This is a genomic window from Spirillospora sp. CA-128828 (assembly GCF_050945415.1).
GTDB lineage: Bacteria > Actinomycetota > Actinomycetes > Streptosporangiales > Streptosporangiaceae > Spirillospora.
The window spans coordinates 5107988-5134858 of the sequence record NZ_CP191986.1 but is presented as its reverse complement, the minus strand read 5'-3'; the positions used below and the strand labels follow the sequence as shown (position 1 = coordinate 5134858).

At 73.1% G+C, this 26871-nt stretch carries 29 protein-coding genes; 13 read left to right on the top strand and 16 right to left on the bottom strand.

Annotated elements, in window-relative coordinates; translation table 11 throughout:
- Positions 1-158: 158 nt before the first annotated feature.
- Genes ACQPXG_RS25185 through ACQPXG_RS25140 form a run of 10 tightly spaced genes read left to right on the top strand, consistent with a single transcriptional unit; the run spans position 159 to position 10542 of the window.
- Positions 159-1409, top strand: a complete 1251-nt coding sequence (locus ACQPXG_RS25185; protein ID WP_433461575.1) for an ABC transporter substrate-binding protein — start codon at positions 159-161, stop codon at positions 1407-1409.
- Entirely contained in the window at positions 1406-2428 is a 1023-nt protein-coding gene (locus ACQPXG_RS25180) for a branched-chain amino acid ABC transporter permease (protein WP_433461574.1), read from the top strand. The genes ACQPXG_RS25185 and ACQPXG_RS25180 overlap by 4 nt, the downstream gene beginning before the upstream one ends.
- Positions 2425-3480, top strand: a complete 1056-nt coding sequence (locus ACQPXG_RS25175) for a branched-chain amino acid ABC transporter permease (protein ID WP_433461573.1) — start codon at positions 2425-2427, stop codon at positions 3478-3480. Before ACQPXG_RS25180 ends, ACQPXG_RS25175 begins: the two co-directional genes overlap by 4 nt.
- Complete coding sequence (locus ACQPXG_RS25170) at positions 3477-4226, top strand: ABC transporter ATP-binding protein (protein ID WP_433461572.1); 750 nt, start codon at positions 3477-3479, stop codon at positions 4224-4226. Before ACQPXG_RS25175 ends, ACQPXG_RS25170 begins: the two co-directional genes overlap by 4 nt.
- The gene (locus ACQPXG_RS25165) at positions 4198-4914 is read left to right on the top strand and encodes an ABC transporter ATP-binding protein (protein WP_433461571.1); all 717 of its coding nucleotides are present in this window, start codon (positions 4198-4200) and stop codon (positions 4912-4914) included. Before ACQPXG_RS25170 ends, ACQPXG_RS25165 begins: the two co-directional genes overlap by 29 nt.
- The gene (locus ACQPXG_RS25160) at positions 4911-6254 is read left to right on the top strand and encodes an MmgE/PrpD family protein (protein ID WP_433461570.1); all 1344 of its coding nucleotides are present in this window, start codon (positions 4911-4913) and stop codon (positions 6252-6254) included. The genes ACQPXG_RS25165 and ACQPXG_RS25160 overlap by 4 nt, the downstream gene beginning before the upstream one ends.
- Positions 6254-6889, top strand: a complete 636-nt coding sequence (locus ACQPXG_RS25155; RefSeq protein WP_433461569.1) for an aspartate/glutamate racemase family protein — start codon at positions 6254-6256, stop codon at positions 6887-6889. Before ACQPXG_RS25160 ends, ACQPXG_RS25155 begins: the two co-directional genes overlap by 1 nt.
- Entirely contained in the window at positions 6889-8265 is a 1377-nt protein-coding gene (locus tag ACQPXG_RS25150) for an FAD-dependent oxidoreductase (protein ID WP_433461568.1), read from the top strand. The genes ACQPXG_RS25155 and ACQPXG_RS25150 overlap by 1 nt, the downstream gene beginning before the upstream one ends.
- A gap of 11 nt (positions 8266-8276) precedes the next feature.
- Positions 8277-9746 (top strand): dihydroorotase, encoded by a 1470-nt coding sequence (locus ACQPXG_RS25145; protein WP_433461567.1) that lies wholly within the window; start codon positions 8277-8279, stop codon positions 9744-9746.
- Between the two features lie 16 nt (positions 9747-9762).
- Complete coding sequence (locus tag ACQPXG_RS25140) at positions 9763-10542, top strand: IclR family transcriptional regulator (protein WP_433461566.1); 780 nt, start codon at positions 9763-9765, stop codon at positions 10540-10542.
- Here the strand turns inward: ACQPXG_RS25140 and ACQPXG_RS25135 are convergent.
- Positions 10539-11267 carry a phosphodiesterase gene (locus ACQPXG_RS25135; RefSeq protein ID WP_433461565.1) on the bottom strand — a complete coding sequence of 243 codons (729 nt, stop codon included), beginning with the start codon at positions 11265-11267 and terminating at the stop codon, positions 10539-10541. The genes ACQPXG_RS25140 and ACQPXG_RS25135 overlap by 4 nt on opposite strands.
- A gap of 47 nt (positions 11268-11314) precedes the next feature.
- Here ACQPXG_RS25135 and ACQPXG_RS25130 point away from each other — a divergent pair, with 47 nt between their 5' ends.
- Positions 11315-12781: a PLP-dependent aminotransferase family protein gene (locus ACQPXG_RS25130; RefSeq protein ID WP_433461564.1), complete on the top strand. Its 1467-nt coding sequence runs from the start codon at positions 11315-11317 to the stop codon at positions 12779-12781.
- A 15-nt stretch (positions 12782-12796) separates the two neighbouring features.
- Here the strand turns inward: ACQPXG_RS25130 and ACQPXG_RS25125 are convergent, their stop codons facing one another.
- The 9 genes from ACQPXG_RS25125 to ACQPXG_RS25085 all read right to left on the bottom strand — a co-directional run bounded on the left by ACQPXG_RS25125 (position 12797) and on the right by ACQPXG_RS25085 (position 19630).
- Positions 12797-13369 carry a TIGR03086 family metal-binding protein gene (locus ACQPXG_RS25125; protein WP_433461563.1) on the bottom strand — a complete coding sequence of 191 codons (573 nt, stop codon included), beginning with the start codon at positions 13367-13369 and terminating at the stop codon, positions 12797-12799.
- Complete coding sequence (locus tag ACQPXG_RS25120) at positions 13356-13838, bottom strand: SRPBCC family protein (RefSeq protein ID WP_433461562.1); 483 nt, start codon at positions 13836-13838, stop codon at positions 13356-13358. The genes ACQPXG_RS25125 and ACQPXG_RS25120 overlap by 14 nt, the downstream gene beginning before the upstream one ends.
- Entirely contained in the window at positions 13771-14166 is a 396-nt protein-coding gene (locus tag ACQPXG_RS25115) for an ArsR/SmtB family transcription factor (RefSeq protein ID WP_433461561.1), read from the bottom strand. The genes ACQPXG_RS25120 and ACQPXG_RS25115 overlap by 68 nt, the downstream gene beginning before the upstream one ends.
- A 120-nt stretch (positions 14167-14286) precedes the next feature.
- Complete coding sequence (locus tag ACQPXG_RS25110; protein WP_433461560.1) at positions 14287-16383, bottom strand: MMPL family transporter; 2097 nt, start codon at positions 16381-16383, stop codon at positions 14287-14289.
- A 1-nt stretch (position 16384) separates the two neighbouring features.
- Complete coding sequence (locus tag ACQPXG_RS25105; protein ID WP_433461559.1) at positions 16385-16597, bottom strand: hypothetical protein; 213 nt, start codon at positions 16595-16597, stop codon at positions 16385-16387.
- A gap of 91 nt (positions 16598-16688) precedes the next feature.
- Positions 16689-17363 (bottom strand): response regulator transcription factor, encoded by a 675-nt coding sequence (locus ACQPXG_RS25100; protein ID WP_433461558.1) that lies wholly within the window; start codon positions 17361-17363, stop codon positions 16689-16691.
- Positions 17360-18505: a sensor histidine kinase gene (locus ACQPXG_RS25095; protein ID WP_433461557.1), complete on the bottom strand. Its 1146-nt coding sequence runs from the start codon at positions 18503-18505 to the stop codon at positions 17360-17362. The genes ACQPXG_RS25100 and ACQPXG_RS25095 overlap by 4 nt, the downstream gene beginning before the upstream one ends.
- A gap of 139 nt (positions 18506-18644) precedes the next feature.
- Positions 18645-19310, bottom strand: coding sequence for a permease prefix domain 1-containing protein (locus tag ACQPXG_RS25090; RefSeq protein WP_433461556.1), 666 nt, complete (start codon positions 19308-19310; stop codon positions 18645-18647).
- Positions 19307-19630, bottom strand: coding sequence for a PadR family transcriptional regulator (locus tag ACQPXG_RS25085; RefSeq protein WP_433461555.1), 324 nt, complete (start codon positions 19628-19630; stop codon positions 19307-19309). Before ACQPXG_RS25085 ends, ACQPXG_RS25090 begins: the two co-directional genes overlap by 4 nt.
- Positions 19631-19715: 85 nt before the next feature.
- On the opposite strand from ACQPXG_RS25085, the gene ACQPXG_RS25080 reads away from it, so the two are divergent.
- Positions 19716-20159 carry a hypothetical protein gene (locus ACQPXG_RS25080; RefSeq protein WP_433461554.1) on the top strand — a complete coding sequence of 148 codons (444 nt, stop codon included), beginning with the start codon at positions 19716-19718 and terminating at the stop codon, positions 20157-20159.
- Positions 20160-20196: 37 nt separating this feature from the next.
- On the opposite strand, the gene ACQPXG_RS25075 is transcribed toward ACQPXG_RS25080, so the two are convergent.
- Positions 20197-20652, bottom strand: a complete 456-nt coding sequence (locus ACQPXG_RS25075) for a MarR family winged helix-turn-helix transcriptional regulator (protein WP_433461553.1) — start codon at positions 20650-20652, stop codon at positions 20197-20199.
- 83 nt (positions 20653-20735) lie between these two features.
- On the opposite strand from ACQPXG_RS25075, the gene ACQPXG_RS25070 reads away from it, so the two are divergent.
- Entirely contained in the window at positions 20736-22241 is a 1506-nt protein-coding gene (locus ACQPXG_RS25070; RefSeq protein ID WP_433470047.1) for an MDR family MFS transporter, read from the top strand.
- On the opposite strand, the gene ACQPXG_RS25065 is transcribed toward ACQPXG_RS25070, so the two are convergent.
- From ACQPXG_RS25065 to ACQPXG_RS25045, 5 genes are all read right to left on the bottom strand, one after another.
- A complete protein-coding gene (locus ACQPXG_RS25065) occupies positions 22238-22903 on the bottom strand; it encodes a response regulator transcription factor (protein ID WP_433461552.1) in 666 nt (221 codons plus the stop codon). The two genes, ACQPXG_RS25070 and ACQPXG_RS25065, sit on opposite strands and share 4 nt — an antisense overlap.
- 40 nt (positions 22904-22943) lie before the next feature.
- Positions 22944-23372, bottom strand: coding sequence for a pyridoxamine 5'-phosphate oxidase family protein (locus ACQPXG_RS25060; RefSeq protein ID WP_433461551.1), 429 nt, complete (start codon positions 23370-23372; stop codon positions 22944-22946).
- Positions 23353-24555 (bottom strand): sensor histidine kinase, encoded by a 1203-nt coding sequence (locus ACQPXG_RS25055; RefSeq protein ID WP_433461550.1) that lies wholly within the window; start codon positions 24553-24555, stop codon positions 23353-23355. The genes ACQPXG_RS25060 and ACQPXG_RS25055 overlap by 20 nt, the downstream gene beginning before the upstream one ends.
- A gap of 119 nt (positions 24556-24674) precedes the next feature.
- Positions 24675-26195 (bottom strand): DHA2 family efflux MFS transporter permease subunit, encoded by a 1521-nt coding sequence (locus ACQPXG_RS25050; RefSeq protein ID WP_433461549.1) that lies wholly within the window; start codon positions 26193-26195, stop codon positions 24675-24677.
- A 74-nt stretch (positions 26196-26269) separates the two neighbouring features.
- Positions 26270-26815 carry a TetR/AcrR family transcriptional regulator gene (locus ACQPXG_RS25045; protein WP_433461548.1) on the bottom strand — a complete coding sequence of 182 codons (546 nt, stop codon included), beginning with the start codon at positions 26813-26815 and terminating at the stop codon, positions 26270-26272.
- Positions 26816-26871: the final 56 nt, after the last annotated feature.

Below are 26871 nucleotides of genomic sequence, written 5' to 3'. Positions count from 1 at the left end.
CTTCTCAAGTTGGCACTGCTTGTTGAGTTACGTCAAGTTTCACCTAGATATTGACCCGATGGCGTGACGGGTGCCACGATGACGCATCAGTGACCTGCTGTTCCTCTAGGCGGAACATCTCTTGCAAGGGATCAGGGCAGATGCGGCAGGAGAGATGTATGTCGGCTCGAAAGCTCGCCGCCGGGCTCGGCGCCTGCGCGGTCCTGCTGGCCGCGGCCGGCTGCGGCGGCTCGGCGCCGTCCGGCGCGGCCGGGGTGGCGGCCGGACGCGACCGGGGCCCGGTCAAGATCGGCGCCCTGCATCCGGTCAGCGGCGCCAACGCGGTCGACGGCCAGCAGATGCGGCGTGGCGCGCAGCTGGCGGTGGAGGCGATCAACGCCGCCGGCGGCATCAGATCCCTCGGCGGGCGCAAGGTCGAGCTGGAGACGGGCGACACCCAGGGCAAGGCGGAGGTCGGCCAGAGCGAGGCCCAGCGGCTCATCTCCGAGGGGTCCGTCGGACTCGCCGGCACGTACCAGAGCGCCGTCAGCACCAACGTCGCCGTCGTCGCCGAACGCAACCGGGTGCCGTTCGTCATGGACGTCACCGCCTCGGACGCGATCTTCGCGAACGGCTACCGGTACTCGTTCCGGGTCCAGCCGGGCAGCGCCGCCATCGCCGGCGCCGCGGCCCGCTACCTCAAGGAGGTGTCGGACCGGGCGGGCAGGCCCGTCAAGAAGGTCGCGTTCCTGCACGAGCAGACCGACTTCGGCAGCGGCGCGGCCGAGGCGTTCACCAAGGCGGCGAAGAAGCTCGGGATCGAGGTCGGCCCGAACATCAGCTACGACGCGCTCACCGTGTCCGACCTCACGGCGCAGGTCACCCAGGTCAAGGCGTCCGGCGCGGACGTGCTGGCGGTCGCCGGCTACTACCGCGACAGCCTGCTCGCCGCCAAGGCGATCGCCGCGGTGAAACCGGACCTGAACGCGGTCTGGGGCGTGTCGAACGGCGCCTACGACCAGCCGAAGTTCGTCACCGACGGCGGCGCCGCCGCGGAGCGGATCTTCAGCACCAACTACCACTTCGATGCCCAGAACCCGCAGACCGTCAAGCTGCGGGCCGAGTACCAGCGGCGCTACGGCGCCCCCATGCGCACGGGCGCGGTCCTCGCCTTCGACGCGGTCCAGGTGATCGCGCAGGGCGTGGAACGCGCGGGCACCACCGACGCGGAGAAGGTGCGCGACGCGATCGCGTCCTCGAAGGTCGAGCCCCTCACGGTCGGCACCGGCCCGATCACCTTCGCCCCCAACGGAGACAACGCCAACGCCCTGCCCGTCCTCATGCAGGTCCAGGGCGGCCAGGTCAAGCAGGTCTATCCGCCGGAGAAGGCCGAATCCAAGCCCGACTACTCGGTGACGTGGCGGTCATGAGCACCATACGAACCAAGACGCAGTCCCCTCCCACCCCCGCCGTCCGGCGCCGCCCGCTCCTCGGCGGCGACGGGACCGGGGCCGTCCTCAAGCGCGCCGCCGTGACCGGCGGCCTTGTCGCGGCCGCCATCGCGGTCGCCCTGATCAAGTCCGGCAGCGGCCTGGTCGTCTGGCAGTCGGTGGTGACCGGCCTGCTGATGGGCGGGCTGTACGGGCTCATCGCGATGGGCCTCACCCTGATCTTCGGCGTGCTGGACATCGTCAACTTCGCGCACGGCGCGCTGCTCGCCATCGCGATGTTCATCGCCTTCGGCGTCGTGCAGGGCACCGGCCTGCACCCCTACCTGACCCTGCTCGTCGCGGTGCCCGCGCTGTTCCTGATCGGCGCGGCCGTGCACCGCGGCCTGCTCGGCGGGACGGGCGGAGCGTCGCTGGAGAACCAGCTGCTCATCACGCTCGGCCTGTCGCTGCTGCTGGAGAACGGGCTGCTGATGTTCTTCGGCGCCGAGCCCAAGACCGTCGCGCTGCCCGGCGACTTCCAGTTCTCCCTGTTCGGCGCGGTCGTCCCGGGCGCCCGGCTGTATGCGTTCGCCGGCGCCGTCCTGATCGGCGCGGCGCTGTTCTGGCTGCTGCGCCGCACCCGGTTCGGGACGGCGATCCGCGCGGTCGCCGCGAACGGGCAGGGCGCCGAGCTGGTGGGGGTGAACGTCCGGCGCGTCCACACGCTCACCTTCGCCATCGGGACGGCCTGCGCCGGCGCCGCGGCGGTCCTCGCCGCGCCGCTGGTCACGGTCACGCCCACCCTTGGCGAGCAGTTCAACATCACCGCGTTCGTCGTCGTGGTGCTCGGCGGCATGGGCAACGTCGCCGGCGCGCTCGTCGGCGGACTGCTCATCGGGCTGGTCGAGCAGCTCACCACGATCTACATGGACGGCCAGAGCTCCCTGCTCGGCGTGTTCGCCGTCTTCCTGATCGTGCTGTTCCTCCGCCCGCAGGGACTGTTCGGGAGGCGCGCATGACCGGCATCACGCTCACCGGCCGCCCAGACGCGGGCGCGGCCCGCCCGGTGAAGGCGCCGCCGCTGCGGCCGCAGAACCGGCAGCTCGCCGTCCTCGCGGTGCTGCTGCTGGTCGCGATCCCGCTGCCGCTGGTGCTGCCGCCCGCGCAGGGCGCCGTCGCCGTCCGCATCCTGATCTTCGCGCTGATGGCCATCGGCTGGAACGTGATGAGCGGATTCGGCGGGATGTTCAGCTTCGGGCACGCCGCGTTCTTCGGCCTCGGCGCCTACACCAGCGCGTACCTGCTCGTCGAGCACCACGTGTCCCCGTGGATCGGGATGCTCGCCGGGATGGCGGTCGCCGCGGCCGTCGCCGTGGTCATCGGGTTCTTCGCGTTCCGGTACCGGCTGCGGGGCGCCTACTTCGCGCTGGCGACGTTCGCGTTCGCCGAGATGCTCCGCCTCGTCGTCACCACCACGGAGTTCACCAACAAGGCGGTCGGGTTCACCGTCCCGCTGATCCAGGGCTCGTCGTTCTGGAAGATCCAGTTCGCCGCGGACTCGCCCGCCTACTTCTGGATCGCGCTCGGGCTCGCGGGCGCCGCGGCCCTGGTCAGCATCCTGTTCCTGCACTCGCGGACCGGACGCTACGTCACCGCGATCCGCGACGACGAGCTCGCCGCGGCGTCGCTGGGCGCGCCCGTCATGCGGTACAAGCTGGTCACGGTCGCGCTGTCGGCCGCGATCACGGCGGTCGCCGGCGCCTTCTACACGCAGTACTACCTGTTCGTGAACCCGGACCTGGCGTTCGGCTCGTCGGTGTCCATCCAGGCGATCGCGACCGTGGTCATCGGCGGCATCGGCACGATCTGGGGCCCGGTCGTCGGCGCGATCATCCTCGGCGCGCTGTCGGACGTCACCGCCACGCTGCTGCGGACCCCGCCCGACTCCCTGGGCTTCCTCCAGGGACGCAGCGGGCTGGACGTCGCCGTCTACGCGGTCCTGCTGATCCTGATCGTCCGGCTGCTGCCCAAGGGCATCGTCGGCACGATCGCCGAGAGGCGGCGCAGATGAGCATCCTGACGGTTTCCGACGTCGGCAAGGGCTTCCGGGGCCTGCGGGCGCTCGCGGAGGTCGACTTCCAGGTCGGCGAAGGCGAGATCCTCGGCATCATCGGCCCGAACGGCGCCGGCAAGACGACGCTGTTCAACGTCATCTCCGGCGCTCTCGCCCCCGACACGGGGCAGGTCGTGTTCGGCGGCCAGGACATCACCGGCTCCTCGCCCCACCGCATCGCGAGGGCGGGCATGGTCCGGACGTTCCAGCTGATGCGGCCGTTCGGGAGCATGACCGTCCTGGAGAACGTCGGCCTCGCCGCCCAGCACCGCCGCCAGACGCCCCATCGGCTGCGCAAGCGGTCGCTGGACGTCGTGGAACGCGTCGGCCTCGGGCGGTGGGCGCACTGCAACGCCACCGAACTGCCCACGGCCGGGCTCAAGCGCCTCGAACTCGCGCGGGCGCTCGCGATGCGGCCGAAGGTCCTGCTGCTGGACGAGGTGCTGGCCGGGCTGGTCCCGGCGGAGCGCGAGCCCGTCCTGGACCTGCTCGCCGCGCTCCGCGAAGAGGACGGGACGACGCTGCTGTTCGTCGAGCACATCATGGCGGCGGTGATGCGGCTGTCGGACCGGGTCCTCGTCCTGGACCAGGGCCGGGTCCTGGCCGCGGGCTCGGCCGAGGAGGTCACCTCCGACCCGCGCGTGATCGAGGCGTACCTGGGAGAGGAGCCCGGTGGTGGCGAGGACCGAGATGCTGAGGATTGAGAGGCTCTGCGCCGGCTACGGCCGCATGCGGATCCTGCACGACATCGACCTGCGGCTCGGCGAGGGCGAGATCGTCGCGCTCGTCGGCGCGAACGGCGCGGGCAAGACGACGACGCTGCGGACGGTGTGCGGGCAGCTGCGTCCGGCGTCCGGGACGATCACGTTCGCGGGGTCGTCCACGGCCGGGCGCCGCCCCGACCAGCTCGTCCGGGACGGCCTGGTGCACGTCCCCGAGGACCGGGCGCTGTTCGGCACGCTCACCGTCGAGGAGAACCTGCGCATGGGGGCGTGGACCCGCCCCTCCGGCGAGGTGGACGCCGCCATGCGCGAGGTGTTCGAGCTGTTCCCCGTCCTCGCGGAGCGCCGCACGCAGACCGCGCAGACGTTCAGCGGCGGGCAGCAGCAGATGCTCGCGATCGGCCGCGCGCTGATGGCGCGGCCGAAGCTGCTCATGCTGGACGAGCCGTCCACCGGCCTGTCGCCGAAGCTGACGTGGGCGGTGCTCGACGCGGTCAAGCGGATCCGCGACACCGGCGTCGCGGTGCTGCTCGTCGAGCAGAACGCGAAGCAGGCCCTGGGCATCGCCGACCGCGCCTACGTGATGGAGAGCGGCTCGACCGTCCTGCACGGGACGGGCAGCGAGCTGGCCGGGTCCGCCGAGGTCAGGAAGGCGTACCTGGGGCTGTGACGAACGCGGGGAAGGCCACGGCGCGCCTGGGGGAGTGGGTCGCGCGGCTGGACGTGGCGGAGCTGCCGGGGCCGGTGCTCGACCGGCTGTCCCTCGTGCTGCTCGACGTCATGGGCGTGACCGCGCTCGGCGCCGACCAGGACGAGACGCGCACCCTGTGCTCGGCCTGGAACGCGCCCGGCGGCCCGGCACCGCTCATCGGCGGCGGGCGGTGCGTGTCGGTCGACGCCGCCGCCTGGCTGAACGCGGTGGCGCTCGTCTGCCTTGAACTCGACGAGGGCAACAAGTACGCCAAGGGGCATCCGGCGGCGCACGGGTTCCCGGCCGTCCTGGCGCTGGCGGGCGAACTGGACGCATCCGGGCGCGACACGGCCGCCGCCCTCATCGCGGCGTACGAGGTCGCGTCCCGGTTCGGGCGCGCGTCCCGGCTGCGGCCGGGCGCGCACCCGCACGGGAGCTGGGGCGTCGCCGGGGCCGCCGCCGGATGCGCCCGGCTGCTCCGCCTCGGCCCGGACGCGGTCGCCGCCGCGATCGACACGGGTGCGGGGCTGCCGGTCGCGGGCCACTTCGCGTCCGCGACGGACGGGAACCCGGTGCGGAACGCCTGGATGGGCGCGTCCAACATGTCCGGCCTGGTCGCCGCCCGGATGGCGTCCGTCGGCGTCGCCCGCAACACCGGGACGGCAGCGCTGTCGCTCGGGACCCTGCTCGGCGAGTTCGACGCGTCCGAGCTGACCGTTGGTCTCGGCGACCGGTGGGACATCACACGCGGCTACTTCAAGCGGCACGCCTCCTGCTCGTTCACCCATCCGGCCGCCGACGCGGTGCTCGGCCTGCGCGCTGGCCTCGATACGTCCCGGATCACACGGATCCTGGTAGAGACGCACGCGCTCGGAGCCGGCCTGGCCTCGGCGGAGTGGGACAACCGGCTGTCGGCGATGTTCTCGACGCCGTTCGCCGTCGCCGCCGCCCTGCTCGACGGCGAGGTCGGGCCGCGCGCGAGCCTCGACGGCCCGGCCCTGCGGGCGCTGGCGCGGCGCGTCCGGCTGACGGAGGCGGGCGACCTGACCGCGCGCCTCCCGGACGAGCGCGCCGCCCGCGTCACCGTCGAACTGGACGACGGGACGGCCCGGACCCGCGAGGTGCCCAACCCGGTCGGCGACGCCGACCACCATCCCCTGGACGAGCGACACGTCCTGGCGATGCTCAAGGGCTGGCTGCCCGGCCGTGAGGACCTGATCGAACGGGCCGCGGCCCTCTCCCGCGAACTGCCCGGCCTGGACCATGTCGGCGAACGCCTCCGCGCCCTCGCCGGCGACGACACCGAGGAGCCGAACTGATGCGCGCCCTGGCCATGACGCCGATCCATCTGCCGCCGGACGAGATCCGGCGCCGGCAGGCCCGCTACGACCGGCTCGCCCCGCCCGGCCTGACGGTCGAGCTGCGCGACGTCGGCCCGGCCGCGCCCGGATCGCTGGACGACGAGGCGGCGGTCCGCGCCTCCGAGCGGGAGGTCGCCGCCGCGCTGGCCCGGGCCGGGGACGGCTGGGACCTCGCCTTCCCCGACTGCGTGCTCGACCCGGCCGTGCCCGACGCCGTCGGTGACCAGGGCATTCCGGTCCATGGCCTGCTTAGGCTGACTGGTATGCACCTTGCCGCGATGAATGTTCGGTTCGGTGCGGTGGTGCGGAACGAGGCGATCGGCGCGGAGCTCGGCCGCCGGCTCAAGGCCTACGGCTTGGAGCCCTACGCCGCCGGGATCGCGATCCTGGAACTGCCCTTCGACGCCATCGCCGACGCCGGCGCGTGGAACGCCGCCCTCGGTGAAGCCGTGGACGCGCTCGCCGCCGCCGGCGCCACCGCGGTGATCAACGGCTGCTCGGCCGTCGACGTCGAGGAGGACCGGTTCACCGCCCGGGTCGTCGACCCCACGGCCCTCGCCCTGAAGCTGATGGCGATCGGGAGGAGCGCCTGATGGACGGACCCGACCTCGTCATCGCGGGTGCGGGCGGCGGGCTCGCCGGGGCGCTGCGCGCCGCCGAACTCGGCCTGAGCGTGGTCGTCGTCGAGTCGAGCGAGCATTTCCGGCGCGGCAACAACACGTCGATGTCGACCGCGATGTTCCCCGGCGCGGGCTCCCGCTGGCAGGCGTCCGAGGGCGTCGACGACTCACCGGACCGGTTCGTCGCCGACATCATGGCCAAGACCCGGGGACGGGCCGACGCCCGCCTCGCCCGGACGCTCGCCGAGGTCAGCGGACCGCTCGTGGAGTGGCTCGCCGACTCGGCCGGGCTGCCGCTGTCCCTGGTGACCGACTTCAACTATCCGGGGCACTCCGTGCCGCGCTGCCACTCGGTCCCGGGGCGGCACGGCTCCGGCGTGATCGACCACCTGGCGCGGCGCGTCCGGGAGCATCCGGACATCGACCTGCTCGTCCCGGCCCGGCTGGTGGACGTGACGGTCGGCGGGGAAGGAGCCGTGCGGGCCGCCGTCGTCCAGTACCCGGACGGGAGGCAGGAGGAGATCCCGACGCGGGCCGTGCTGCTGGCGACCAACGGGTTCGGCGCCGACCGCGCGCTCGTGGAACGCCACCTCCCCGAGATCGCCGGGGCCCTCTACCAGGGCAGCGACCAGTCGCTGGGCGACGCCCTCCGGATCGGCGGCGGTCTCGGCGCCTCGACCGGCTACCTGGACGCCTACCAGGGCCACGGTGCCGTCGCCGCCGGGGCGGGCACCCTCGTGGGCTGGGCCACGATCATCCACGGCGCGATCATGGTGGACCTCGGCGGGCGCCGGTTCGGGAACGAGACCCGCGGCTACTCCGAGTACGCCGCCGAGCTGGCCGCCCGTCCCGGCGGCACCGGCTGGATCGTGCTGGACGAGACGATCTTCGGGCAGTGCGAGCGGTTCAAGGACTTCCGCGACACCGTCGAGTCGGGCGTCCTCGTCTGGGCGGACGACGCCGAGGGCCTCGCCAAGGCCACCGGCCTGCCCGCCGGCGCCCTCGCCGACGAGCTGGCGGGCAGCGCAGCCGCCGCCCGCGGCGAACGTCCCGACGGGCACGGCCGCACCAACTGGGAGCGGCCCCTCGCCGCGCCGTACGCCGCCGTCCGCGTCGTCCCGGCCCTGTTCCACACCCAGGGCGGGCTGATCGTCAACGAGGACGCCGCCGTCGTCGACCCGGGCGACCGTCCCATCCCCGGCCTGTACGCGGCGGGCGGCGCCGCCGCAGGTATCTCCGGCCACGGCGCCGACGGCTACCTGCCCGGCAACGGCCTGCTGCCCGCCTTCGGGCTCGCCTACCTGGCGGCCGGTGCCGTCGCCGGCCGCACCACCACCCGCGACAACTGAGGAGAGATTCGATGGCGACGACCGAGCTGCTGCTGAAGAACGTGCGGGTGGTCCGCCCCGACGCGCCCGAGGGCACCGAGCCGGAGCTCGCGGACATCGCCGTCGACGACGGCACCATCGTCCGCGTCGCGCCCGGCCTGCCGGACGACGACGCCGCCACCGTGGTCGACGGCCGCGGGCGGCTCGCGTTCCCCGGCGTCGTGGACGCCCACCAGCACTGGGGCATCTACAACGAGCTCGCGACCGACGCGCGTACCGAGAGTCGCGCGAGCGCGCAGGGCGGTGTCACCACGTCCCTGACCTACATGCGCACCGGCCAGTACTACCTGAACAAGGGCGGGCCCTACCGCGAGTTCTTCCCCGAGGTGCTGAGCGCCGCGCAGGGCAACGCCTACGTGGACTACGCCTTCCACCTCGCGCCGATGATGGCCGAGCACATCGAGGAGATCCCGTACCTCGTCGAGGGGCACGGCGTCACCTCGTTCAAGATCTTCATGTTCTACGGAAGCCACGGCCTGCACGGACGCTCGTCCAGCCAGAGCGACTTCCTCATGACGCCGCCGGACGAGCGCTACGACATCGCGCACTTCGAGTTCGTCATGCGCGGCGTTCAGCAGGCCCGCGAGCGGCTCGCCGAGTACGCGCCGCACATCTCGCTGTCGCTGCACTGCGAGACCGCCGAGATCATGACCGCCTACACCAGGATGGTCGAGCGGGACGGGGCGCTCACCGGGCTGCGCGCCTACAGCGCGTCCCGCCCGCCGCACTCGGAGGGCCTCGCGGTCACGATCGCGTCCTACCTGGCGCACGAGACGGGCCTGCCCAACATCAACCTGCTGCACCTGTCGTCGGAGAAGGCGCTGTCGGCCGCGCTGACCATGGCGGGCGCGTTCCCGCACATCGACTTCCGCCGCGAGGTCACCATCGGGCACCTCCTCGCCGACGTCGACACCGCGCACGGCCTCGGCGGCAAGGTCAACCCGCCGCTGCGCGACCGCGCCGACGTAGAGGCGCTGTGGCGGCACGTCCTCGCCGGCGAGGTCGACTGGGTCGTCAGCGACCATGCCTGCTGCCGGGACGAGATGAAGTTCGGCTCCGACCGCGACGACGTCTTCCTCGCCAAGTCCGGCTTCGGCGGCGCCGAGTACCTGCTGCCGGGACTCGTCGGCGAGGGCCTCAAGCGCGGCCTGCCGCTGCAGCGCGTCGCGCAGCTGACGTCATGGAACCCGGCACGCCGCTACGGGCTGCTGAACAAGGGCACGATCGCCGAGGGCTACGACGCCGACATCGCGCTGGTCGACCCGGACGCGTCGTGGACGGTCCGCGCCGCCGAGTCCGAGTCCACGCAGGAGTACACGCCGTTCGAAGGGTTCTCCATGACCGCGCGGGTCACCGACACCTTCGTCCGCGGCCACCACGTGTACGCCGGCGGCACGATCGCCGGGGACCCGGTCGGCCGTTACCTCCACCGCGGCCGCTGAATCCTAGGATCGACGGGTGACCAACCAGACCACCGCCGCCCCGCCCTCGGGGGGAACCGAGGTCGCCGGGCGCGTCGCCGACGTGCTGCTGCTGTTCGCCGGTGGGCCCGAGTACCTCGGCGTCACCGCCATCAGCCGCGAGCTGGGCATCTCCAAGGCCGTCGTGTACCGCATCCTGCAGTCGCTGGTGTCACGGGAGATGCTGGAGGCGGGCACGTCCGGCTACCGGCTCGGCCCCGCCTCCGTCGCCCTCGGCGTGAGCGCGCTGCGGCGCTTCAACGTCCGCAACGCCGCCGCCCCCGTGCTGCGCCGGCTGCGGGACGAGACCGGCGAGACGACCACGCTGTCCGGGCTGGTCGGCGACGAGCGGGTCTACCTCGACCAGTTCGAGAGCCCCCGCGAGGTCAAGATGACCGTCGAGGTCGGGCGGCGGTTCCCCCTGCACGCGGGCTCCTCGGGCCGGGTGATCCTCGCGTTCCTGCCCGAGGAGCGGCGCGAGCCGATCCTGGCGCGTCCCCTGGCGGCCGTGACCGACCGGACCGTCACCGACGAGGCCGCGCTCCGCGCCCGGCTCGCCGACACGGCCCGGGACGGCGTCGGCGTCTCCCTCGGCGAACGCCAGGCCGACGCCGGCTCGGTGGCCGCGCCGCTCTTCGGCCCGGACGGCGAGGTGCACGGCTCGATCAGCGTGTGCGGCCCCCGGCACCGCTTCACGCCGGAGGCCGTCGAACGGTACAAGGCGCTCGTCCGCGACGCCGCCGAGGAGATCACCCGGACCTGGATCACGCACCGCTAGACGGTGCGGTAGTGCGTCGTCAGGCGGCCGTCGTCGTCCAGGAGATGGAACGCCATGCCAGGGGGAGCGTCGTAGTCGGCGATGTCGCCCCCCTGCCAGGGCAGACGGAGCGTGGAGACGACGCCCGGCGCGACGAGCAGCGGCCGCCCGGCGAAGGTCGTGGCCGCGGCGCTGTGGTTGTGTCCGCACAGGACGGCCTTCACCTGCGGATGCCGTCCGATCACTTCGGCGAGCCGCTCCTCGCCGAACTGCCGGATCCCGTCCACGTACGGAATGCCCTGGGTGACCGGCGGGTGGTGGAAGCAGATGAACGCCGGGGTCTCGGGGTCACCGGCGAGTTGCCGGTCGAGCCAGCCGATCGTCTCGTCGTCGAGGAATCCGTGGTCCTTGCCGGGCACCGTCGAGTCGCACATCGCGAACACCGCGCCCGCCCCCCTGTGCACCCGGTTGATCGGACCGTCGCCGGGCGGTTCGTCCAGGAGAACCTCCCGGTACGGGGCTCTGACGTCATGGTTGCCGGGGCACTTCAGCACGGGGTGCGGCGACTCCAGTACCTTCCGGGCCTGCTCGTACTCGGCGGGCTCGCCGTGGTCGGCGATGTCGCCGGTGACGAGGACGGCGTCGATCGGCAGCCCGTTCAGGTGCTCCATGACCCGCGCCGCGCGTTCGGCCCGTTCGTCCCCGGTGTCGAGATGGGTGTCGCTGAGCTGGGCGAAAACAATCATGGCCATGAATCTAGGTCACGACCGGACCAGGATTAAGATCCGGTTCCATGCCGAAAAGCTGGTCCGGTTCGGTCGACCTGCATCTGGACATCGACACCTCCGGCGGCCGCCGGGCGGGTCTGGAACGCGCTCTCCGCGCCGCCATCGTGGCGGGACGCCTCGCTCCCGGCACACCGCTCCCTTCGACGCGCGCCCTCTCCGCGGAACTGGGCCTCTCCCGCGGGACGGTGAGCGCCGCCTATGACCAGCTCATCGCCGAGGGGCACATCATCGCCGTCCCCGGCTCCGGCACCCGCGTCGCGGACATCGCCCACCGGGCGGATCTGGCGCCGGTGTCGGCCCCCTCCACCTGGGCGGGTTCCGCGACCGCGACGGCGGCAGGTCTTTCTTCCGGGGAAGTGCGGCGCGGGGAGAGCCGTCGGACACCGGTACACGATCTGCTGCCGGGAAGACCCGACCTGAGCACGTTCCCTTCGGCGGCGTGGCTGCGCTCGACCCGGCGTGTCCTGGCGGAGGCGCCGTCCGAGGTGCACGCGCTCAGCGATCCGCGCGGTCGTCCTGAGCTACGCGCGGCGCTGGCCGGCTACCTCGGACGCGCGCGCGGCGTCCACGCCGACCCTGAGCGGATCGTCGTCACGTCCGGCTACGCCCAATCCCTCGGCCTCCTGGCCTCCGTCCTGCGGGAGGCGGGGACGGCGGCGTTCGCGATGGAGGAGCCGGGGCATCCGTTCCACCGCGCCATCGTCCGGCGGGCCGGGCTCGGCGTCGTCCCGCTGCCGGTGGACGACATGGGCGCACGTCCCGAGCCCCTCGACGGGGTGGGCGCGGCCGTGCTCACCCCGGCGCACCAGTACCCGTCCGGAGCGACCCTCGGCCCCGACCGGCGCCGCGCCTTCGTCACCTGGGCTCGCGACGCCGGCGGACTCCTCGTCGAGGACGACTACGACGGCGAGTTCCGCTACGACCGCCAGCCCGTGGGCGCCCTCCAGGGAACGGCGCCCGTCCACGTCGTCTACGGCGGAACCACGTCCAAGACCCTCGCCCCGGCGCTGCGGCTCGGGTGGCTCGTGCTGCCCGCGCATCTGGTCGAGCCCTTCGCCGAGGCCAAACGGCTCGCCGACGCGCACACCCAGTCGCTGGGGCAACTCGTCCTCGCCGACCTCATCGGCACGCACGCCTACGACCGCCACGTCCGCGCGTCCCGCCTCCGCTACCGCCGCCGCAGGGACCTGCTCGTCAGAACGCTCCGTGCCCGCGTCCCCCAAGTCCGCGTGCTCGGCATCGCCGCAGGACTGCACGCGCTTGTGCTGCTCCCGGACGGCGGGCCGGGCGAGGACGAGGTCATGCGGCGTGCCGCGGCCCATGACCTGGCCCTCATGCCCCTTGGCGGCCACTGGCACCATCCCGCCGGACGGCCGCAGGGCTTCGTCGTCGGCTACAGCACCCCACTCGGCGCCGCCTACCCGGCCGCCCTGGACGCCCTGTGCGCCGTGCTCACCACGCGTCCGGCATGATCCGGCGCGCCCGGCTCACGTTCCCGGCCAGAACGGGTCGCGGCCGATGAAACCGATCAACCTGGTCTGGGCGTCCGCGCCGCCCGGAACCTCGACCCGGGGCCCGTACTGTCCGGACGAGCGGAGGACCTCCTCCATCTGCTCCATCCCGTCGAGGAGCCGTGCGCAGAAGTCCGGGTCCAGCCGGTCGTCCTGGCCGGTGGCCCTGGAGAGATCCCAGGTGTGCATGAACACGTCGGCTGTGTAGAACTGGTCGATCGCGGCGTCCAGAGGCAGGCTGCCGATGTGCGGGTTCGTGAGTTTCCGATGCTCCGTCTCCGGATCGTCGAGCAAGGCCTGCACCCCGTCGTAGTGAACCTGCCACGCGGCGACCGGGTCCTCGTCCACCGACGGTCCGCGGGGCAGGTCGATCCCCGCGCCGGAGGCGAGGAACCCGGGGAACCAGTCGGTCAGGTGACGGACGACGTCGCGGGCGGTCCAGCCGGCGACCGGTGCCGGCGCGTCCCACGACCGGGTGCCGCGGACCCGGTCGGTGAACAGCCCGGCGACCTGCCGGTGCCGCTCGGCCGGGCGGTCAGACAGCGTCATCACCGATCATCCTTTCGAGCTTGGCGTAGCCCTCCTCGACGCCGACCTCCATGCCGCTGCGCAGGATCGCGTCGCGGCCTTCGAAGCTGTCGACCAGCGCCTGCGTCCGCAGCCGGGTACGGCCGGAGCCGAGCTCCTCGAACCACAACGTCTCCAGCGCGACTCCGTCGGGTTCGCCGTCGAACGTGAAGGTCTGCACGATCCGGTCGGGCCGTACCTCGTGGAAGCTGCCGTGGAAGCCGTACTCGGTGCCGTCGTGTACCGAGACGTATCGCCAGCTGCCGCCGGTGTGCGCGTCCCAGTGCTCGATCCGGGTGGTCGTGACGTCGGGCCCCACCCACCGGGCGAACAGCGCCGGATCGGTGTGGGCGCGGAACAGCTGCTCGGGCGTCGCCGTGAAATCACGGCTCGTCCGGATGACCGGCAGCTTCGGGTCCGCTTCGATGACCGTCTTCTTCGGACTGTTCATGCTCGTCTCCCTTCATCTCCGCCAGGACGGCGTCGAGGCGGCGGTAGCGCTGCTCGACTCGGCGCCGGTGACGCTCGATCCAGGTGTCCATCAGTTCCAGGGCCTGGACTTCCAGGCGCACGGACCGGGGTTGCGGCCCTCGCGGCCGGCTGACGAGCCCGGCGTCCTCGAGCACGCGCAGGTGCTTGTAGACCGCCTGCAGCGACATCCGGTACGGCTCGGCCAGCCGGCTCACGGTCGCGTCGCCCTCCGAGAGCCGGGCCACCATGTCGCGCCGGGTCGGATCCGCGAGGGCGGCGAAGACTTTGGACAGCGTGTCCGCGGCCATCGCCCCTCCAGTTTTCAACTCAACAGTTGAAACCATGGTAGACCGCCACCCGCCCACTTGTAAACCAAAAGGTTGAAAGCACTGCTCGCTGGTGGCCTGGAACCGATGTGACGGTCGTCGTCAGGGGCGCTCCAGTGCCAGCTTCGGGAGGCGCCTGGCGAGGGGGGCCGGGAGCCACCAGGCGTGCCTGCCGAGCACCTGCATGACGGCCGGGACGATCAGGCAGCGGATGACGACCGCGTCCAGGAGGACGGCCACGGCGAGGCCGAGCCCGAACTGCTGGAGCATGCGGTCGGGGCTCAGCACGAACGCCGCGAACACGACGATCATGATGGCGGCGGCGGCCGTGATGACCTTGCCCGTGGCGGCCAGGCCCTCCCGCACCGAGCGGGACGGATCTCGCGTGCGCTCCCATTCCTCGTGGATGCGGGACACCAGGAACACCTCGTAGTCCATGGAGAGGCCGAAGACGATCGCGAAGATCATCACCGGGATGAACGCCTCGACGGGGCCGCTCTGCGCGCCGAACCGGCCGTCCTGGAACACCAGGGTGATCGCGCCGAGCGCGGCCGAGATCGACAGCAGGTTGAGCAGCGCGGCCTTGACCGGGATCAGCACCGAGCGGAACACCACCGTCAGCAGCAGGGCGGACAGGCCCACGACGACGGCGACGAACAGCGGCATCCGCGCCGACACCGAGTCCGAGAAGTCCTGGGCCGCGGCGGTCGGGCCCCCGACCAGGTAGCCGGTGCCGGTGCGGGCCGACAGGGACGGCAGCACGTCGTCGCGCAGTTCGTGGACGAGGCGGGCGGTCGCCTCGTCCTGCGGCGCGGTGGCGGGGTAGGCGATGACGGCGGACACCGCGCCGTCCGCGGACGGTATCGGCGGGGTCGCGGCCGCGATGCCCCTGGTCCGCGTCAGCGCCGTCCGGAGCTCCTCGGCGTCGCCCCGGGCCACCACGATGAGCGGCCCGTTGAACCCGGGGCCGAACCCCTCCGCCAGCAGGTCGTACGCCTGCCTGCCGGTCGTGGACGGGGCGTCGTTGCCGGCGTCGGCGAAGCCGAGGCGCATGTCCAGCGCGGGCGCCGACAGGACCAGCAGCGCGGTGACGGCGACGAGCAGCGCCGGGACGGGACGGCGCTGGACGGCCGCGGCCAGCCGCCGCCAACCGCCGTCCTCCGGCGGGCCCGACTTCGCGGCCCGCTTCAGCACGAGCCGCTGGATGCGGCCGCCGAAGACGCCCAGCAGCGCGGGCAGCAGCGTCAGGGACGCCGCCATCGTGACCAGCACGGTCAGGGCCACGGCGAGCGCGACTCCCTGGAGCGATCCCAGCCCGAGCGCGATCAGGCCGAGCAGCGCGATGATGACGGTGCAGCCGGCGAAGAAGACCGTCCGCCCGGCCGCGTCCAGCGCCCGGCGGGTGGCCGCGGCGGGATCGGCGCCGTCCCGGAGTTCCCGCCGGTACCGGTAGAAGATCAGCAGGGCGTAGTCGACGCCGACGCCGAGCCCGATCAGCATCATGATCGGCGGGGTGAAGTCGGCGACCGTGAAGACGCGCGAGGCCAGCGTGATCAGCCCGATCGCGCCGCCCACCGCGAACAGGGCGGTGACCAGGGGGAGCGCGGCGGCGACGAGGGAGCCGAACAGCAGCACGAGGATCACCAGGGCCGCCAGCATTCCCGCGCCCTCGGCTCCGCCGCCTCCGCTCTCCTCGGCGCCGCGGACCGGGTCGCCGCCGAGCTCGACGCGCAGGCCGTGCCCGGAGGCGGCCCGGGCGGTGTCGATGATCCTGGTCACCCGCTCCTTCGGGACGTCCTGCGCGGCGGCGTCGAGCGTGACGGTGGAGTAGCCGATGGTGCCGGACCGCGAGATCGTCAGCGGGCCCACGTCGGTGACGGAGGGGAGCCCGCGGATCTCCGCCAGCATGGCGCCTATGTCCTGGCGTTCGGCTGCGAGGCCCTGCGCGTCCTGGACGACGATCTGCACGGTGGCGTCCGCCTGCCGCGACCCGTGCTTCGCCATCAGGTCGGCGGCCGCCTGCGAATCGGTTCCGGGCAGGGAGAAGTCGTTGTGGTAGGTGCTGCCGGCGGCCTGGGAGCCGACCGTGATCGCCGCGACCACGGCGACCCACAGGACGAGCGCGGCCCAGCGGTGCCGCTGCGACCACGCGGCCAGGCGTCCGAACCGGCCCGCCGGGGGAGTGCCGGGGGCGGGCATGTCAACCTCGGTTCCTGAAGCGGGCGCCGGCGACGGCACCGGACACGGCGGACAGGATCGGCACGACGACGAAGGCGGCGAGCAGGACGGGGGTGCCGTCCACGTCGAGCGCGCGGTCCAGGACGAAGGTGAAGAACGCGCCGACGGTCTCGGTCAGCAGGAAGCCCGCGGCCCCGCCGACGAAGAACCCGATGAAGGCGCCCGTGATGTTCATGCCCTCAAGCGTCGGGACGCGGTGTGCCGCCGGGCATCGGCCCCGGGCGGGCATCCGGGCCACCCCGCCGGTTGCGGGGCGGGCGGGCCGGCTACCTCCCGGGTCGCATCCAGCGGGGGTTGACCATGCCCGACTCGTAGGCCATGACGACCAGCTGGGCCCGGTCGCGCGCGCCGGCCTTCGCCATGATGCGGCTGACGTGCGACTTGACGGTGGCGGAGCTGAGGACGAGGCGCGCGGCGATCTCGTCGTTGCTCAGCCCGCCGGCGACGAGGAGCATGACCTCGCGCTCCCGGTCGGTGAGGGCCTTCAGCCGGGGCCCGGGCTCGGGCGCGTCGACCCGCCCGGCGAACTCGCCGATCAGCCGGCGGGTGACGGACGGGGTGATCAGCGCGTCCCCGCGCGCCGCGACCCGCACGGCGTGGATCAGCTCGGCCGGGTCGGTGTCCTTCAGCAGGAAGCCGGTGGCGCCGGCGCGCAGTGCGCCGTACACGTACTCGTCCAGGTCGAACGTGGTCAGGATGACGACGTGGACGCCGTCCAGCCGCGGGTCGGCGGTGATCCTGCGGGCGGCCTCCAGCCCGTCCATCCGGGGCATCCGGACGTCCAGCAGCGCCACGTCCGGGCGCAGGTCGCGGCAGGCGGCCACGGCCCGCTCGCCGTCGGCGGCCTCGCCGGTCACGGTGATGTCGTCCTCGTCGTCGAGGATGGAGCGGAACCCGGCGCGGACGAGGCCCTGGTCGTCGGCCAGCAGGACCTTGATCATCGGACCGGCGCCCCGTTCCGGCTCGGCGCCGGGTACGGCAGCCGGGCCCGGACGAGGAAGCCGCCGCCCGGCCCGGGTCCCGCGGTCAGCTCGCCGCCGAGCGCGCGGGCCCGCTCCCGCATGCCGTCCAGCCCGCTCCCCGGCGCGCCGGGGGAGACGGCCTGGCCGGGGCCGTCGTCGGCGACCTCGATGCGAAGCTCGCCCTGTCCGTGCTCCACGCTGACGGTGACCTCCGCGGCCGAGGCGTGCCGCGACACGTTGGTAAGGGACTCCTGGACGATCCGGTAGGCGGCCAGTCCGACCTCGGTGGGCGCGTCCGCCGCCCCGGCGAGACGGCTGTGCACGGTGAGCCCCGCCGACCGCGCCGACCCGATCAGCTCGCCGATCCGGTCGAGGCCGGGGGCCGGGGCGGTCGGCGCCTCCTCGTCGGCCTGCCGGAGCACCCCGAGCGTGGCGCGGAGGTCGCGCAGCGCCTCCCGGCTCGACTCCTTGATGGCGGCGAGCGCGGCCTCGCCCTGCGCGGGGTCCCGGTGGAAACGGTGCAGTGACGTCCCGGCCTGGACGTTGATGAGCGAGAGGTGGTGCCCGACGACGTCGTGCAGCTCACGGGCGATGCGGAGCCGCTCCTCGCCCGCGGCGACGCGCTCGGCCTCCCGCAGGTAGGCCAGCCGGCTGTACCGGACCCAGCCCAGCGCGACCATGGCCACGACCCAGCCGGTCAGCATGAAGAGGGCGACGCCGTTGACGTCCTTGTTCCCGAGCAGCGTCCCGGTGCCGGTGCAGATCACGGTGAGGGCGGCGAGGACGACCGCCGCCTGCAGCCTGCCGGCGGCCGCGACGAGGTACAGCGCGGCGATGACCGCGATCATCAGCCCGCCGTCGTGGACGCTGGTGACGTAGTAGACGGCGGTGGTCACGAGGACGAACGCGGCGACGGTCACCGGGTACCGGCGGCCGAAGTACAGCGCCCCGCAGGCGAGGAGGATCAGCGTCCAGCTGAACGCCGTGGCCGTCCAGGGCTCCGCCGAGGCGGCGGTGAGTGACTTCAGGCTGCTGACGGGGACCACCAACAGCGCGCCGCCGGCCAGGGCCGCGTCCCGGACCCGGCCGCGCGGAGCGCGGGGACTGCCGCGACCACCCATGTGATCAGCCTAGACGGGTGGGCCCGCCCGGACCGTCCTCCGCGCGGCCCAACGCCCTGGGCCGGACCCGCAACCGGGGGTGTAGGCGGACGGTCCGAACCCGCAACCCGGGGGTGACGCGCGTCCGGCGCCCGGCCGGTCAGGCCGTGGACGCCGGGAGCCGGGCGCACTCCCGGCAGGCACGGGAGGAGGCCGCGACCACGGCGTGCGAGGCGGCCGCGAACCCGCCGGAGAGCACCATGAGCGGCCAGTCGCCGGCCAGTGCGGCGACGGCGACCAGGGCGAGCGCGGCGACGGCCATGGCCACGGCGGAGGCGGTCCCGGTCCAGGCGACCGTCAGGGGAAGCCGGGACGGCAGGGGCAGCTGGCGGGCGATCGGGCCCGTCGCGGCCAGCGTCGCCGCGGCGAGCAGGCCGGCGGTGGCGGCGACGCAGGCGAGGTGGACGGCCAGCAGCCGCATCGGCCAGCCGCGGTCGAGCCCTGACGTCCAGATCAGCAGCCAGCAGCCGGCCAGGAAGGGGACCGTCAGGGCGGCGGCGCGGGCGGTGCGCCGGGTCTGGGCGATCGTCAGCTCCCGCTGGCAGGCCGGGACCAGGTCGTCGGCGGCGCCGAACTCGTGCAGGGCCCTGCGGACGGCCTGCTCGTACGGCAGCCCCTGGTCGGTGTGGGCGGTCACGGTGTCCGCGAATCCGTCGCGGATCTCCTCGACCATCCGGGACTTGGCGCGTGCCGGGCCGCGCAGGGCGCCCGCCAGTGCGGTGGCGTACTCCTCGGCCGGGTCGGCCTCGCCGATGCGGGCGCTCATGTCGCCGGGTTCAGGACGGAGCCGATCGCGGCGGTGAACTCCCGCCAGGCCGCGCGCTCGTCGGCCAGGGCCCGCCGTCCCGCGTCGGTCAGCTCGTAGCTGCGCCGCCGCCGTTCGCCGACCGCGTCCCAGGAGCTGCGCAGCAGCCCGAGCCGCTCCAGCCGCTGCAGGGTCGGGTAGATCGTGCCCGTGCGCAGCTCCAGCGCCCCGCCGCTGCGGCGCTGGACCGCGGCGATGATCGCGTAACCGTGCAGGGGCCCCGGCTCCAGCACGGCCAGCAGCAGGCCGTCCAGATGTCCGCGCACCGCGTCCGCCCTCATGAGTAGGCAGCCTACACAAAATTAATGTAGGCATGGTACCTATTGGCAGCCAATACATAGGGAGAGAAGACATGGGAGCCGGATCATGACCAAGGTGCTGCTGTCCGTGCACGTGCTCGCGGCGATCCTGGCGATCGGGCCGATCGCCGTCGCCGCGTCGGTGTTCCCCCGCTGCGCGCGCGAGGCGAAGCCGGGCGACGGGACGGCCGCGTTCCTGCACCGCGTCTGCCGGAGCTACACGGTCGTCGGTGTCGCCGTCCCCGCCTTCGGGTTCGCGACCGGCGCGAGGATGGGGGTGCTCGCCGACGCGTGGCTGATCGCGTCGATCGTGCTGACCGCGATCGCCGCGGGCGTCCTCGCGTTGGCGATCCTGCCCGGGCAGCGGCGGCTGCTCGCCCTGCCGCCGGGGGAGGACGTCCCGGCCGGGGCGGTGGCGCGGCTGGCCGGTCTCACCGGCGTGTTCAACCTGCTGTGGGCGATCGTCGTCGTTCTCATGATCGTCCGTCCCGGCTCGACCACGGGAGCCTGAGCGCGCGCTCCCCGCGGCGGCTCGCCGCCCGGGAGGGTCAGCCCTCGTAGGTGTGGACGAAGCGGGCGAGGAGGCGGGCGAACTCCGCGCGCTCCTCGTCCGTCCAGTCCCGCATGGCCTTGGCGAAGTGCTCCTGCCGCGTCCGGCGGGTGGCGTCGACGACGGCCAGGCCGGCGTCGGTGAGTTCCAGGTGGATGCGCCGGCCGTCCTCCTGGGACGCGACGCGGCGGATGTAGCCGCACTTGACCGCCTCGGCGACGATCCGGCTGCCGCGCGAGGCGTCGACGCCGAGACGGGCGGCCACCAGCCCCACGCTCATCTCCTCGCCGGGCCGGTCGGGGCCCTCGTCGACGACGTCCACGACGTGCAGGACCTGGACGTCCACGGGGAGGTTGTGCTCCCGGATCGCCGCCTTGCCCAGCCGCTGCCGAGACATGCCGCGCCGCAGCCTGACCATGCTCCGCTCGACCGTGTCCAGTGCCTCCCGGTTCATGGCGGCAAGTCTAGCTAGCTTGCGCCGCTCATCTGTCTGTGTTTAGCATCTACATGTCTTAAGCATAGAAATGTGAGGTGCACATGGTCGCGATGATGCCGCCGATGAGCCGCCGGCACCGGCTGCTGGTCTTCGGCGGGCTGATGCTCGCCGGGCTGATGTCCTCGCTGGACGCGACGGTCCTCGGCACCGCGCTGCCGGCGATCGTCGGGGACCTCGGCGGGCTCGGCCGGCTCGCCTGGGTGTCGACGGGGTACGTGCTTGCCACCAGCGTCACCGTCCCGCTGTCGGGACGCCTCGGCGACCTGTTCGGGCGGCGCCCGATCCTGCTGACCGGGCTCCTCGGGTTCATGGCCGGGTCGGCGGCGTGCGGGGCGGCGCCCACCATGACCTGGCTGATCGTGTTCCGCGTCGTGCAGGGCGCCGCCGCCGGGTGCCTGATGAGCTCGATGTTCGCGCTCACCGGAGACCTGTTCGAGCCCCGCGAGCGCGCGAAGTACCAGGGGTACTCGGCGCTGATCTTCGCGGTGTCCAGCATCGCCGGCCCGCTGGTCGGCGGGTTCCTCACCGACCACGCCTCATGGCGGTGGGTCTTCTACGTCAACCTGCCCCTCGGCCTCGCCGCCACCGCCACGACGGTGCTGTTCCTGCGGCTGCCGAGACCGGAGGGCAGGCCGCGGATCGACTACCCGGGCATCGTCCTGCTCGGCGCGGCGGTCACCTGCTTCACCCTGTTCACCAGCTGGGCCGGGACGCGGTACGCGTGGGGCTCGCCCGTCGTCCTCGCGCTGGCGGCGGGATCGGCGGTGCTCTTCGCGGCGTGGGCGCTCGCCGAGCGGACGGCCGCCGAGCCGGTGATCCCGCCGCGCCTCTTCCGCGACCGCTCGTTCGGCGTCGCCTGCGTCATCGCGGCCGTCGGCGGGGCGACGGGATTCGGCCTCGCCACCTACCTGCCGATGTTCTTCCAGGTCGTCGGGGGAGTGGGGGCGACCAGATCGGGCCTGCTGCTCCTGCCGATGATGGCCGCCCTGGTGGCCGCCTCGATGGCCGCCGGAAGGTACATCCACCGGACCGGGCGCTACCACCGGCTGCCCGCCGCGAGCATGGCGATCAGCGCGGCCGGCGTGGCGCTCCTGGCGAGCATGGACGCCGGGACCGGGCTGTTCACCGCCGGCTGCTACATGGCTGTGCTCGGGTTCGGGGCCGGGCTGTCGCAGCAGGTCGTCATGCTGATCGCGCAGAACGCGGCGCCGCGGGCGGACCTGGGGGCGGCCAGCTCCGGCGTGTTCGCGACCCGGATGCTCGGCACCGCGGCCGGGATGGCGGTCTTCGGCGCCATCGTGGCGAACCGGTTCGCCGAGGAGGTCGGGCGGCGCGTCCCGGACGGGCAGGTCCCCGCGTTCGACGACGCCGTCCGCCCCGAGGTGCTCGACACGCTCCCCGCGCCGGTGCGGGACGGTGTCGCCGAAGCGTTCGCGGACGCGTTCTCCACCCTGTTCCTCGTGGCCCTGCCCGTCCTTGCCGCAGGACTCGCGGCGGCGCTTCTCCTCCGGCACGTCCCCCTCACGTCCGGCGGGCGGGAGGACTAGTCGTCGAGGGCGGCGTCGTGGACGAGCAGCGCGATCTGGACGCGGTTGTTCAGGTCCAGCTTCGTCAGCAGGCGCGACACGTACGCCTTCACGGTGGCGACGCTCAGCGACAGCTCCCGGCCGATCTCGCCGTTGGTCCGGCCGCGTCCGACGAGTGCGGCCACCGCCCGCTCGCCGTCGGTGAGCCGGGCCAGCAGTTCGCGGGCCCGGGCCTGGCGAGGGTCGACGCCGCTCTCGGCCACGTACGACATCATCTTGCGCAGCACGGCCGGTGACATCATCGGCTCACCGGCCGCGACCTGCCGGATCGCACGGACGATCTCCGGCGGCGGGGTGTGCTTCAGCAGGAAGCCGCTCGCGCCGGCCCGCATGGCGCGCAGGATGTGGTCGTCGGTGTCGAACGTCGTCAGGATGATGATCTCCGGCGGCTCGCGGCGGCCGCGCAGCAGCTCCGTCGCCGCGAGGCCGTCGAGCCGGGGCATCCGGATGTCCATCAGGACGACGTCGGGGCGGTGCTGGTTGACGGCGGCGACGACCTCGGCGCCGTCGGCGACGTCGCCGACCACGTCCAGGTCCTGGGCGCTCGACAGCATCATCGACAGGCCGGCGCGGACGAGCGCGTCGTCATCCACGATCAGCACGCGCACGGGAGGGGAGTCCATTCCGCAACCCTACGGCCCGCGACCCCCTCGGTCCCGTGCGTCAGGGCCGGTGCAGGCGGCGCCCGGTGACGTCCATCGCCGCCAGCCGGAACCACGTCTCGCGGTCGCCGCCCGGCCACGAGTCGACCTGCGGGACCTTCGCCTTCTCCGGGGCCGACAGGTGGTGGGCCCCGCCGCGCAGCAAGACGCTCCAGCCCTCGTGGTTCGACTCGTCGAACCGGTCGACCTGGAACGCCGCCCGGACCTCCCCGCCGGCCACCGACGTCAGCAGGCTGCGGTTCAGCCGCCCGGACGAGGACGTCCGGAAGATCACCGAGTCCCCGTCGACGGCGTAGTTCACCGGGACGACCGTGGGGCCCTCGCCGTCGTCGAACGCGACCCGTCCGATGCTGCCGCCGCCGATGAGCCGCATGCACTCGGCGCGGTCCAGTTCCTCCAGCAGGGGCCGGTCAGAGGAGTTCGCTGCCATGCGTATCACCCTTCCCTCCGGCCCCGGCGCCATGCGCGATCTCCAGCGGGAGCAGGGCACGCAGCCGGAACCGGCCGTCGCCGGTGCGGCCGTGCTCCAGCGTCCCGCCGAGCAGCGCCACCCGCTCGGCGAGGCCGACGAGCCCGGCCCCGGACCCGGGCAGGGGCCGGGCGGGCGGACCGGGCGGCAGCGCGTTGACGATCTCGATGTCCAGGTCGGTCCCGGCGCCCAGCGACACCAGGACGTGCGCGCCCGGCGCGTGCTTGCGGGCGTTCGTCAGCCCCTCCTGGACGATCCGGTAGGCATGCCGCCCGACACGGGACGGGACCGACGCCGCGTCGGGCACGCCGTCCTCCAGCGTGACGTGGGCGCCGGCGCGCCGCGACTCCCGGACGAGCCCGGCGACGTCGGCGAGCGTCGGCTGCGGACGCTCGGGCTCGGCGCCCGGCGAATCGTCCCGCAGCACGCCGATCACCTCGCGCAGGTCCTCCATCGCCTCGTAGGCGCTCTGCCGGATGATCCCGGCGGCCTCGCGCTGCTCGGCCGGCGCGTCCGGACGGAACTCCAGCGCTCCCGCGTGCACGGCCAGCAGCGAGATCCGGTGCGCGAGGACGTCGTGCATCTCGCGGGCGATCCGCTCCCGCTCCAGCAGCCGGGCCTCCTCGACCCGCAGCCGCTGCTCGGTCTCGGCGGCACGGGCGCGCTCCCTCAGCGACGCGATGAGCTGCCGCCGGGACCGGACCAGCATTCCGGTGGACAGCAGCGCCACGTGCAGCAGGCCGAACGCGACGATGCCCTCCCGGAACTCGCGCTCGGACAGCGGCGCGAGCCAGAACAGCCCGAGGACCGTCAGCGCGGTCGTGGCGGCGACCGGGACGCTCGTCCGCCAGGGCCGGAGCATCGCGACGGAGAACACCGCGGCCATGGCGGTGCCGAGCACGGTCGAGGCCGTCAGTTGGCCCGCGGTCATCACCAGGGCGATGGCGACCGGATACCGGCGCCGCCACAGCAGCATGACGATCCAGGACACCACGCCGATCGCGATGTCCCGGGGGATCGCGGTCTTGGAGTCCTCGGGGAAGTCGTTCAGCGACGCCTGGAGCATCAGCAGGCCGAGCAGCACCGCCGCCGCGGTGACGGCCACGTCGCCGAGCCAGTCGCGCCACGATCGCCTGAGGTTCACCCGCACAACGGTAGCCATGCGCCCCGGCCGGAAAAGCATCCCGAGGTCGGCGGCGCATCGACTTTGGTAGGCACGCCGAAGGGCCGCGCGGTGTGCGCGCGGCCCTCCGGAGGGGGATCTCAGCGGCGGCCGGGCAGGAACCGGACGGACAGCGCCGCGGTTGCCAGGATGACGGCCGCGGTGACCAGGACGCCGAGGTCGGCGCCGTGGACGAACGCCTGGGCGGCGCTCTCGCGCAGGGACTGCGCCGCGGGGCCGGGCAGGTGCTGCGCGATCCCGGCGGCGGCGCCGATCGACTCGCCCGCCGGTCCGTCCGGCATGCCGCCGGAGTACGTGGTGGCGGCGATGCTGCCGACGACCGCGACGCCGAGGACGGTGCCGAGGTTGCGGGTGGTGTTGCTGACCGCCGACCCGATCCCGGTCTTGGCGGGCGGCAGCGACGACATGACCGACTGGGTGGCGGGGGCCATGGTCAGCCCGATCCCGGCGCACAGTACGATCGAGGCGATCATGTAGTGGAGGTAGCCGGTGCCGCCGGACGCGGTCGCGAAGAACCCCAGCCCCGCGGCGGCGGCCAGCAGCCCGGCCGTCATCGCGGTGCGGATCCCGAAGCGGGCGGCGAGCCGGGTACCGGCCGGCGACGCGACGGTAAGGGCGAGCGCGCCGGGCAGCGACCGGACCCCGGCCTCCAGTGGCGAGTAGCCGAGGACGAACTGGTAGATCTGGGTGACCACGAACGTGATCCCGGCGAGCCCGAAGAACAGCGCCATCACCGACATCGCGGCGGCGGTGAACCGGCCGTCCCGGAACAGGCTCAGGTCGAGCATCGGGTGGTCGCCGCGGACCTGCGACACACCGAAGGCCGCCAGCAGGACGATCGCGATCGCGAACCGCAGCAGCGTCCCGGACGAGGTCCAGCCGCTCTCGCCGGCCTGGATGACCGCGTAGGTGAGCGAGCCCAGGCCCGCGGCGGCGAGGACGGCGCCGGTCATGTCGATCCGCGGCCGGTGCGGCGCCGCCGAGGCGGGCACGAAGAACCGGCCGGCGGCCAGCGCGACGAGCACGACCGGCAGGTTCACCGCGAAGATCGCGCTCCACGAGTAGTGCTGGAGCAGCCAGCCGCCGGCGGTCGGGCCGATCGCGACGCCGACACCGCTCACCGCCGACCAGAGGCCGATCGCCCGGGCCCGTTCGCGCGGGTCGGTGAACACGGCGGTCAGCAGCGCCAGCGTGGCGGGCATGATCAGCGCGGCGCCGGCGCCCATGACCGCGCGGGCCGCGATCAGCTGGCCGGCGGTGGCCGACATCGCGGCACCGAGCGAGCCGGCGCCGAAGACGAGCATCCCGGCGGCGAGCGCCCGGTGCCGGCCGAACCGGTCGCCGAGAGTTCCGGCGGGCAGCAGCAGGGCGGCGAAGACGAGGGTGTAGGAGTCGACGATCCAGGCCAGCCCACCGGCGCTCGCACCGAGCGAGGACGCCAGGGTGGGGATCGCGACATTGACGATCGTCGTGTCGACGACGATCACGAGCAGCGACAGGCAGAGCACGGCCAGCGTGTACCAGCGGCGAGGGTAGGAAACGGGGGCCTGTGCGGCCGCCGATGCGCTCTTCTGCGCGTCAAGGGCGGTGGGGGAGGACATCGGGACTCTTTCTGATTGATAGACCTATAAATCGACGGCCGAAAAAGGTCCCGTCCGCAGCCGGACGGGAGGGGTCAGGGGGTCATGTGCGTGTACTCGGGCGGAAGTCCGAGCACCGTGCCGAGGTTCAGCAGGTTGCCGGCGGCCATGAACCGGACGACCGTGGCGCGGTCGGCCCCGGTCATCTCCATGACCAGGTCGGAGGCCTCGATGAACCCGCGGCGCATGAACGCGCGGATCTCGGGGTCGGCGGACGCGGCGTGCCCCTGTAGTTGGCAGCGCGGAGCGTCGGGGTTGGCGAGGACCTTGTGGTAGTTGCGGCCCAGTGCCATGAGCGACTGCTCGGGCGTGTCACCGGGCCGCCAGGCCTCGGTGAACGCGTCCCGGATCTGCTCGCGCACGCGCTGCAGGCAGGCGAGGAACAGGGTCTTCTTGTCGTCGAACAGGGCGTAGATGTACGGCTGGGAGATGCCGGCCCGCTTGGCGATGTCGGCGGTCTTCGTGGCGTGGTACCCGAACTCCGCGAACACGCTGATCCCGGCTTCGAGCACCTGCTCGCGGCGCTCCTCCGCGGTGGGCCTGCGCGTGCCCCGCTTCGTCGTCCCTCGGCCTGTCGTCATGGCTTAATTATTGATACACCAATCAAAACTTGTCAACCCCTGTCTTCCAGGGGTGT

Excerpts from the sequence above, each read along its gene's own strand:
- ACQPXG_RS25110 (WP_433461560.1), bottom strand. The coding sequence starts at position 16,383 with ATGCCCGCCCCCGGCACTCCCCCGGCGGGCCGGTTCGGACGCCTGGCC.
- ACQPXG_RS25080 (WP_433461554.1), top strand. The coding sequence starts at position 19,716 with ATGACCAAGGTGCTGCTGTCCGTGCACGTGCTCGCGGCGATCCTGGCG.
- ACQPXG_RS25170 (WP_433461572.1), top strand. The coding sequence starts at position 3,477 with ATGAGCATCCTGACGGTTTCCGACGTCGGCAAGGGCTTCCGGGGCCTG.
- ACQPXG_RS25180 (WP_433461574.1), top strand. The coding sequence starts at position 1,406 with ATGAGCACCATACGAACCAAGACGCAGTCCCCTCCCACCCCCGCCGTC.
- ACQPXG_RS25045 (WP_433461548.1), bottom strand. The coding sequence starts at position 26,815 with ATGACGACAGGCCGAGGGACGACGAAGCGGGGCACGCGCAGGCCCACC.
- ACQPXG_RS25065 (WP_433461552.1), bottom strand. The coding sequence starts at position 22,903 with ATGGACTCCCCTCCCGTGCGCGTGCTGATCGTGGATGACGACGCGCTC.
- ACQPXG_RS25060 (WP_433461551.1), bottom strand. The coding sequence starts at position 23,372 with ATGGCAGCGAACTCCTCTGACCGGCCCCTGCTGGAGGAACTGGACCGC.
- ACQPXG_RS25095 (WP_433461557.1), bottom strand. The coding sequence starts at position 18,505 with ATGGGTGGTCGCGGCAGTCCCCGCGCTCCGCGCGGCCGGGTCCGGGAC.
- ACQPXG_RS25125 (WP_433461563.1), bottom strand. The coding sequence starts at position 13,369 with ATGACGCTGTCTGACCGCCCGGCCGAGCGGCACCGGCAGGTCGCCGGG.
- ACQPXG_RS25090 (WP_433461556.1), bottom strand. The coding sequence starts at position 19,310 with ATGAGCGCCCGCATCGGCGAGGCCGACCCGGCCGAGGAGTACGCCACC.
- ACQPXG_RS25145 (WP_433461567.1), top strand. The coding sequence starts at position 8,277 with ATGGCGACGACCGAGCTGCTGCTGAAGAACGTGCGGGTGGTCCGCCCC.
- ACQPXG_RS25155 (WP_433461569.1), top strand. The coding sequence starts at position 6,254 with ATGCGCGCCCTGGCCATGACGCCGATCCATCTGCCGCCGGACGAGATC.
- ACQPXG_RS25185 (WP_433461575.1), top strand. The coding sequence starts at position 159 with ATGTCGGCTCGAAAGCTCGCCGCCGGGCTCGGCGCCTGCGCGGTCCTG.
- ACQPXG_RS25130 (WP_433461564.1), top strand. The coding sequence starts at position 11,315 with ATGCCGAAAAGCTGGTCCGGTTCGGTCGACCTGCATCTGGACATCGAC.
- ACQPXG_RS25105 (WP_433461559.1), bottom strand. The coding sequence starts at position 16,597 with ATGAACATCACGGGCGCCTTCATCGGGTTCTTCGTCGGCGGGGCCGCG.
- ACQPXG_RS25150 (WP_433461568.1), top strand. The coding sequence starts at position 6,889 with ATGGACGGACCCGACCTCGTCATCGCGGGTGCGGGCGGCGGGCTCGCC.
- ACQPXG_RS25100 (WP_433461558.1), bottom strand. The coding sequence starts at position 17,363 with ATGATCAAGGTCCTGCTGGCCGACGACCAGGGCCTCGTCCGCGCCGGG.
- ACQPXG_RS25115 (WP_433461561.1), bottom strand. The coding sequence starts at position 14,166 with ATGGCCGCGGACACGCTGTCCAAAGTCTTCGCCGCCCTCGCGGATCCG.
- ACQPXG_RS25050 (WP_433461549.1), bottom strand. The coding sequence starts at position 26,195 with ATGTCCTCCCCCACCGCCCTTGACGCGCAGAAGAGCGCATCGGCGGCC.
- ACQPXG_RS25135 (WP_433461565.1), bottom strand. The coding sequence starts at position 11,267 with ATGATTGTTTTCGCCCAGCTCAGCGACACCCATCTCGACACCGGGGAC.
- ACQPXG_RS25070 (WP_433470047.1), top strand. The coding sequence starts at position 20,736 with ATGGTCGCGATGATGCCGCCGATGAGCCGCCGGCACCGGCTGCTGGTC.
- ACQPXG_RS25085 (WP_433461555.1), bottom strand. The coding sequence starts at position 19,630 with ATGAGGGCGGACGCGGTGCGCGGACATCTGGACGGCCTGCTGCTGGCC.
- ACQPXG_RS25175 (WP_433461573.1), top strand. The coding sequence starts at position 2,425 with ATGACCGGCATCACGCTCACCGGCCGCCCAGACGCGGGCGCGGCCCGC.
- ACQPXG_RS25075 (WP_433461553.1), bottom strand. The coding sequence starts at position 20,652 with ATGAACCGGGAGGCACTGGACACGGTCGAGCGGAGCATGGTCAGGCTG.
- ACQPXG_RS25120 (WP_433461562.1), bottom strand. The coding sequence starts at position 13,838 with ATGAACAGTCCGAAGAAGACGGTCATCGAAGCGGACCCGAAGCTGCCG.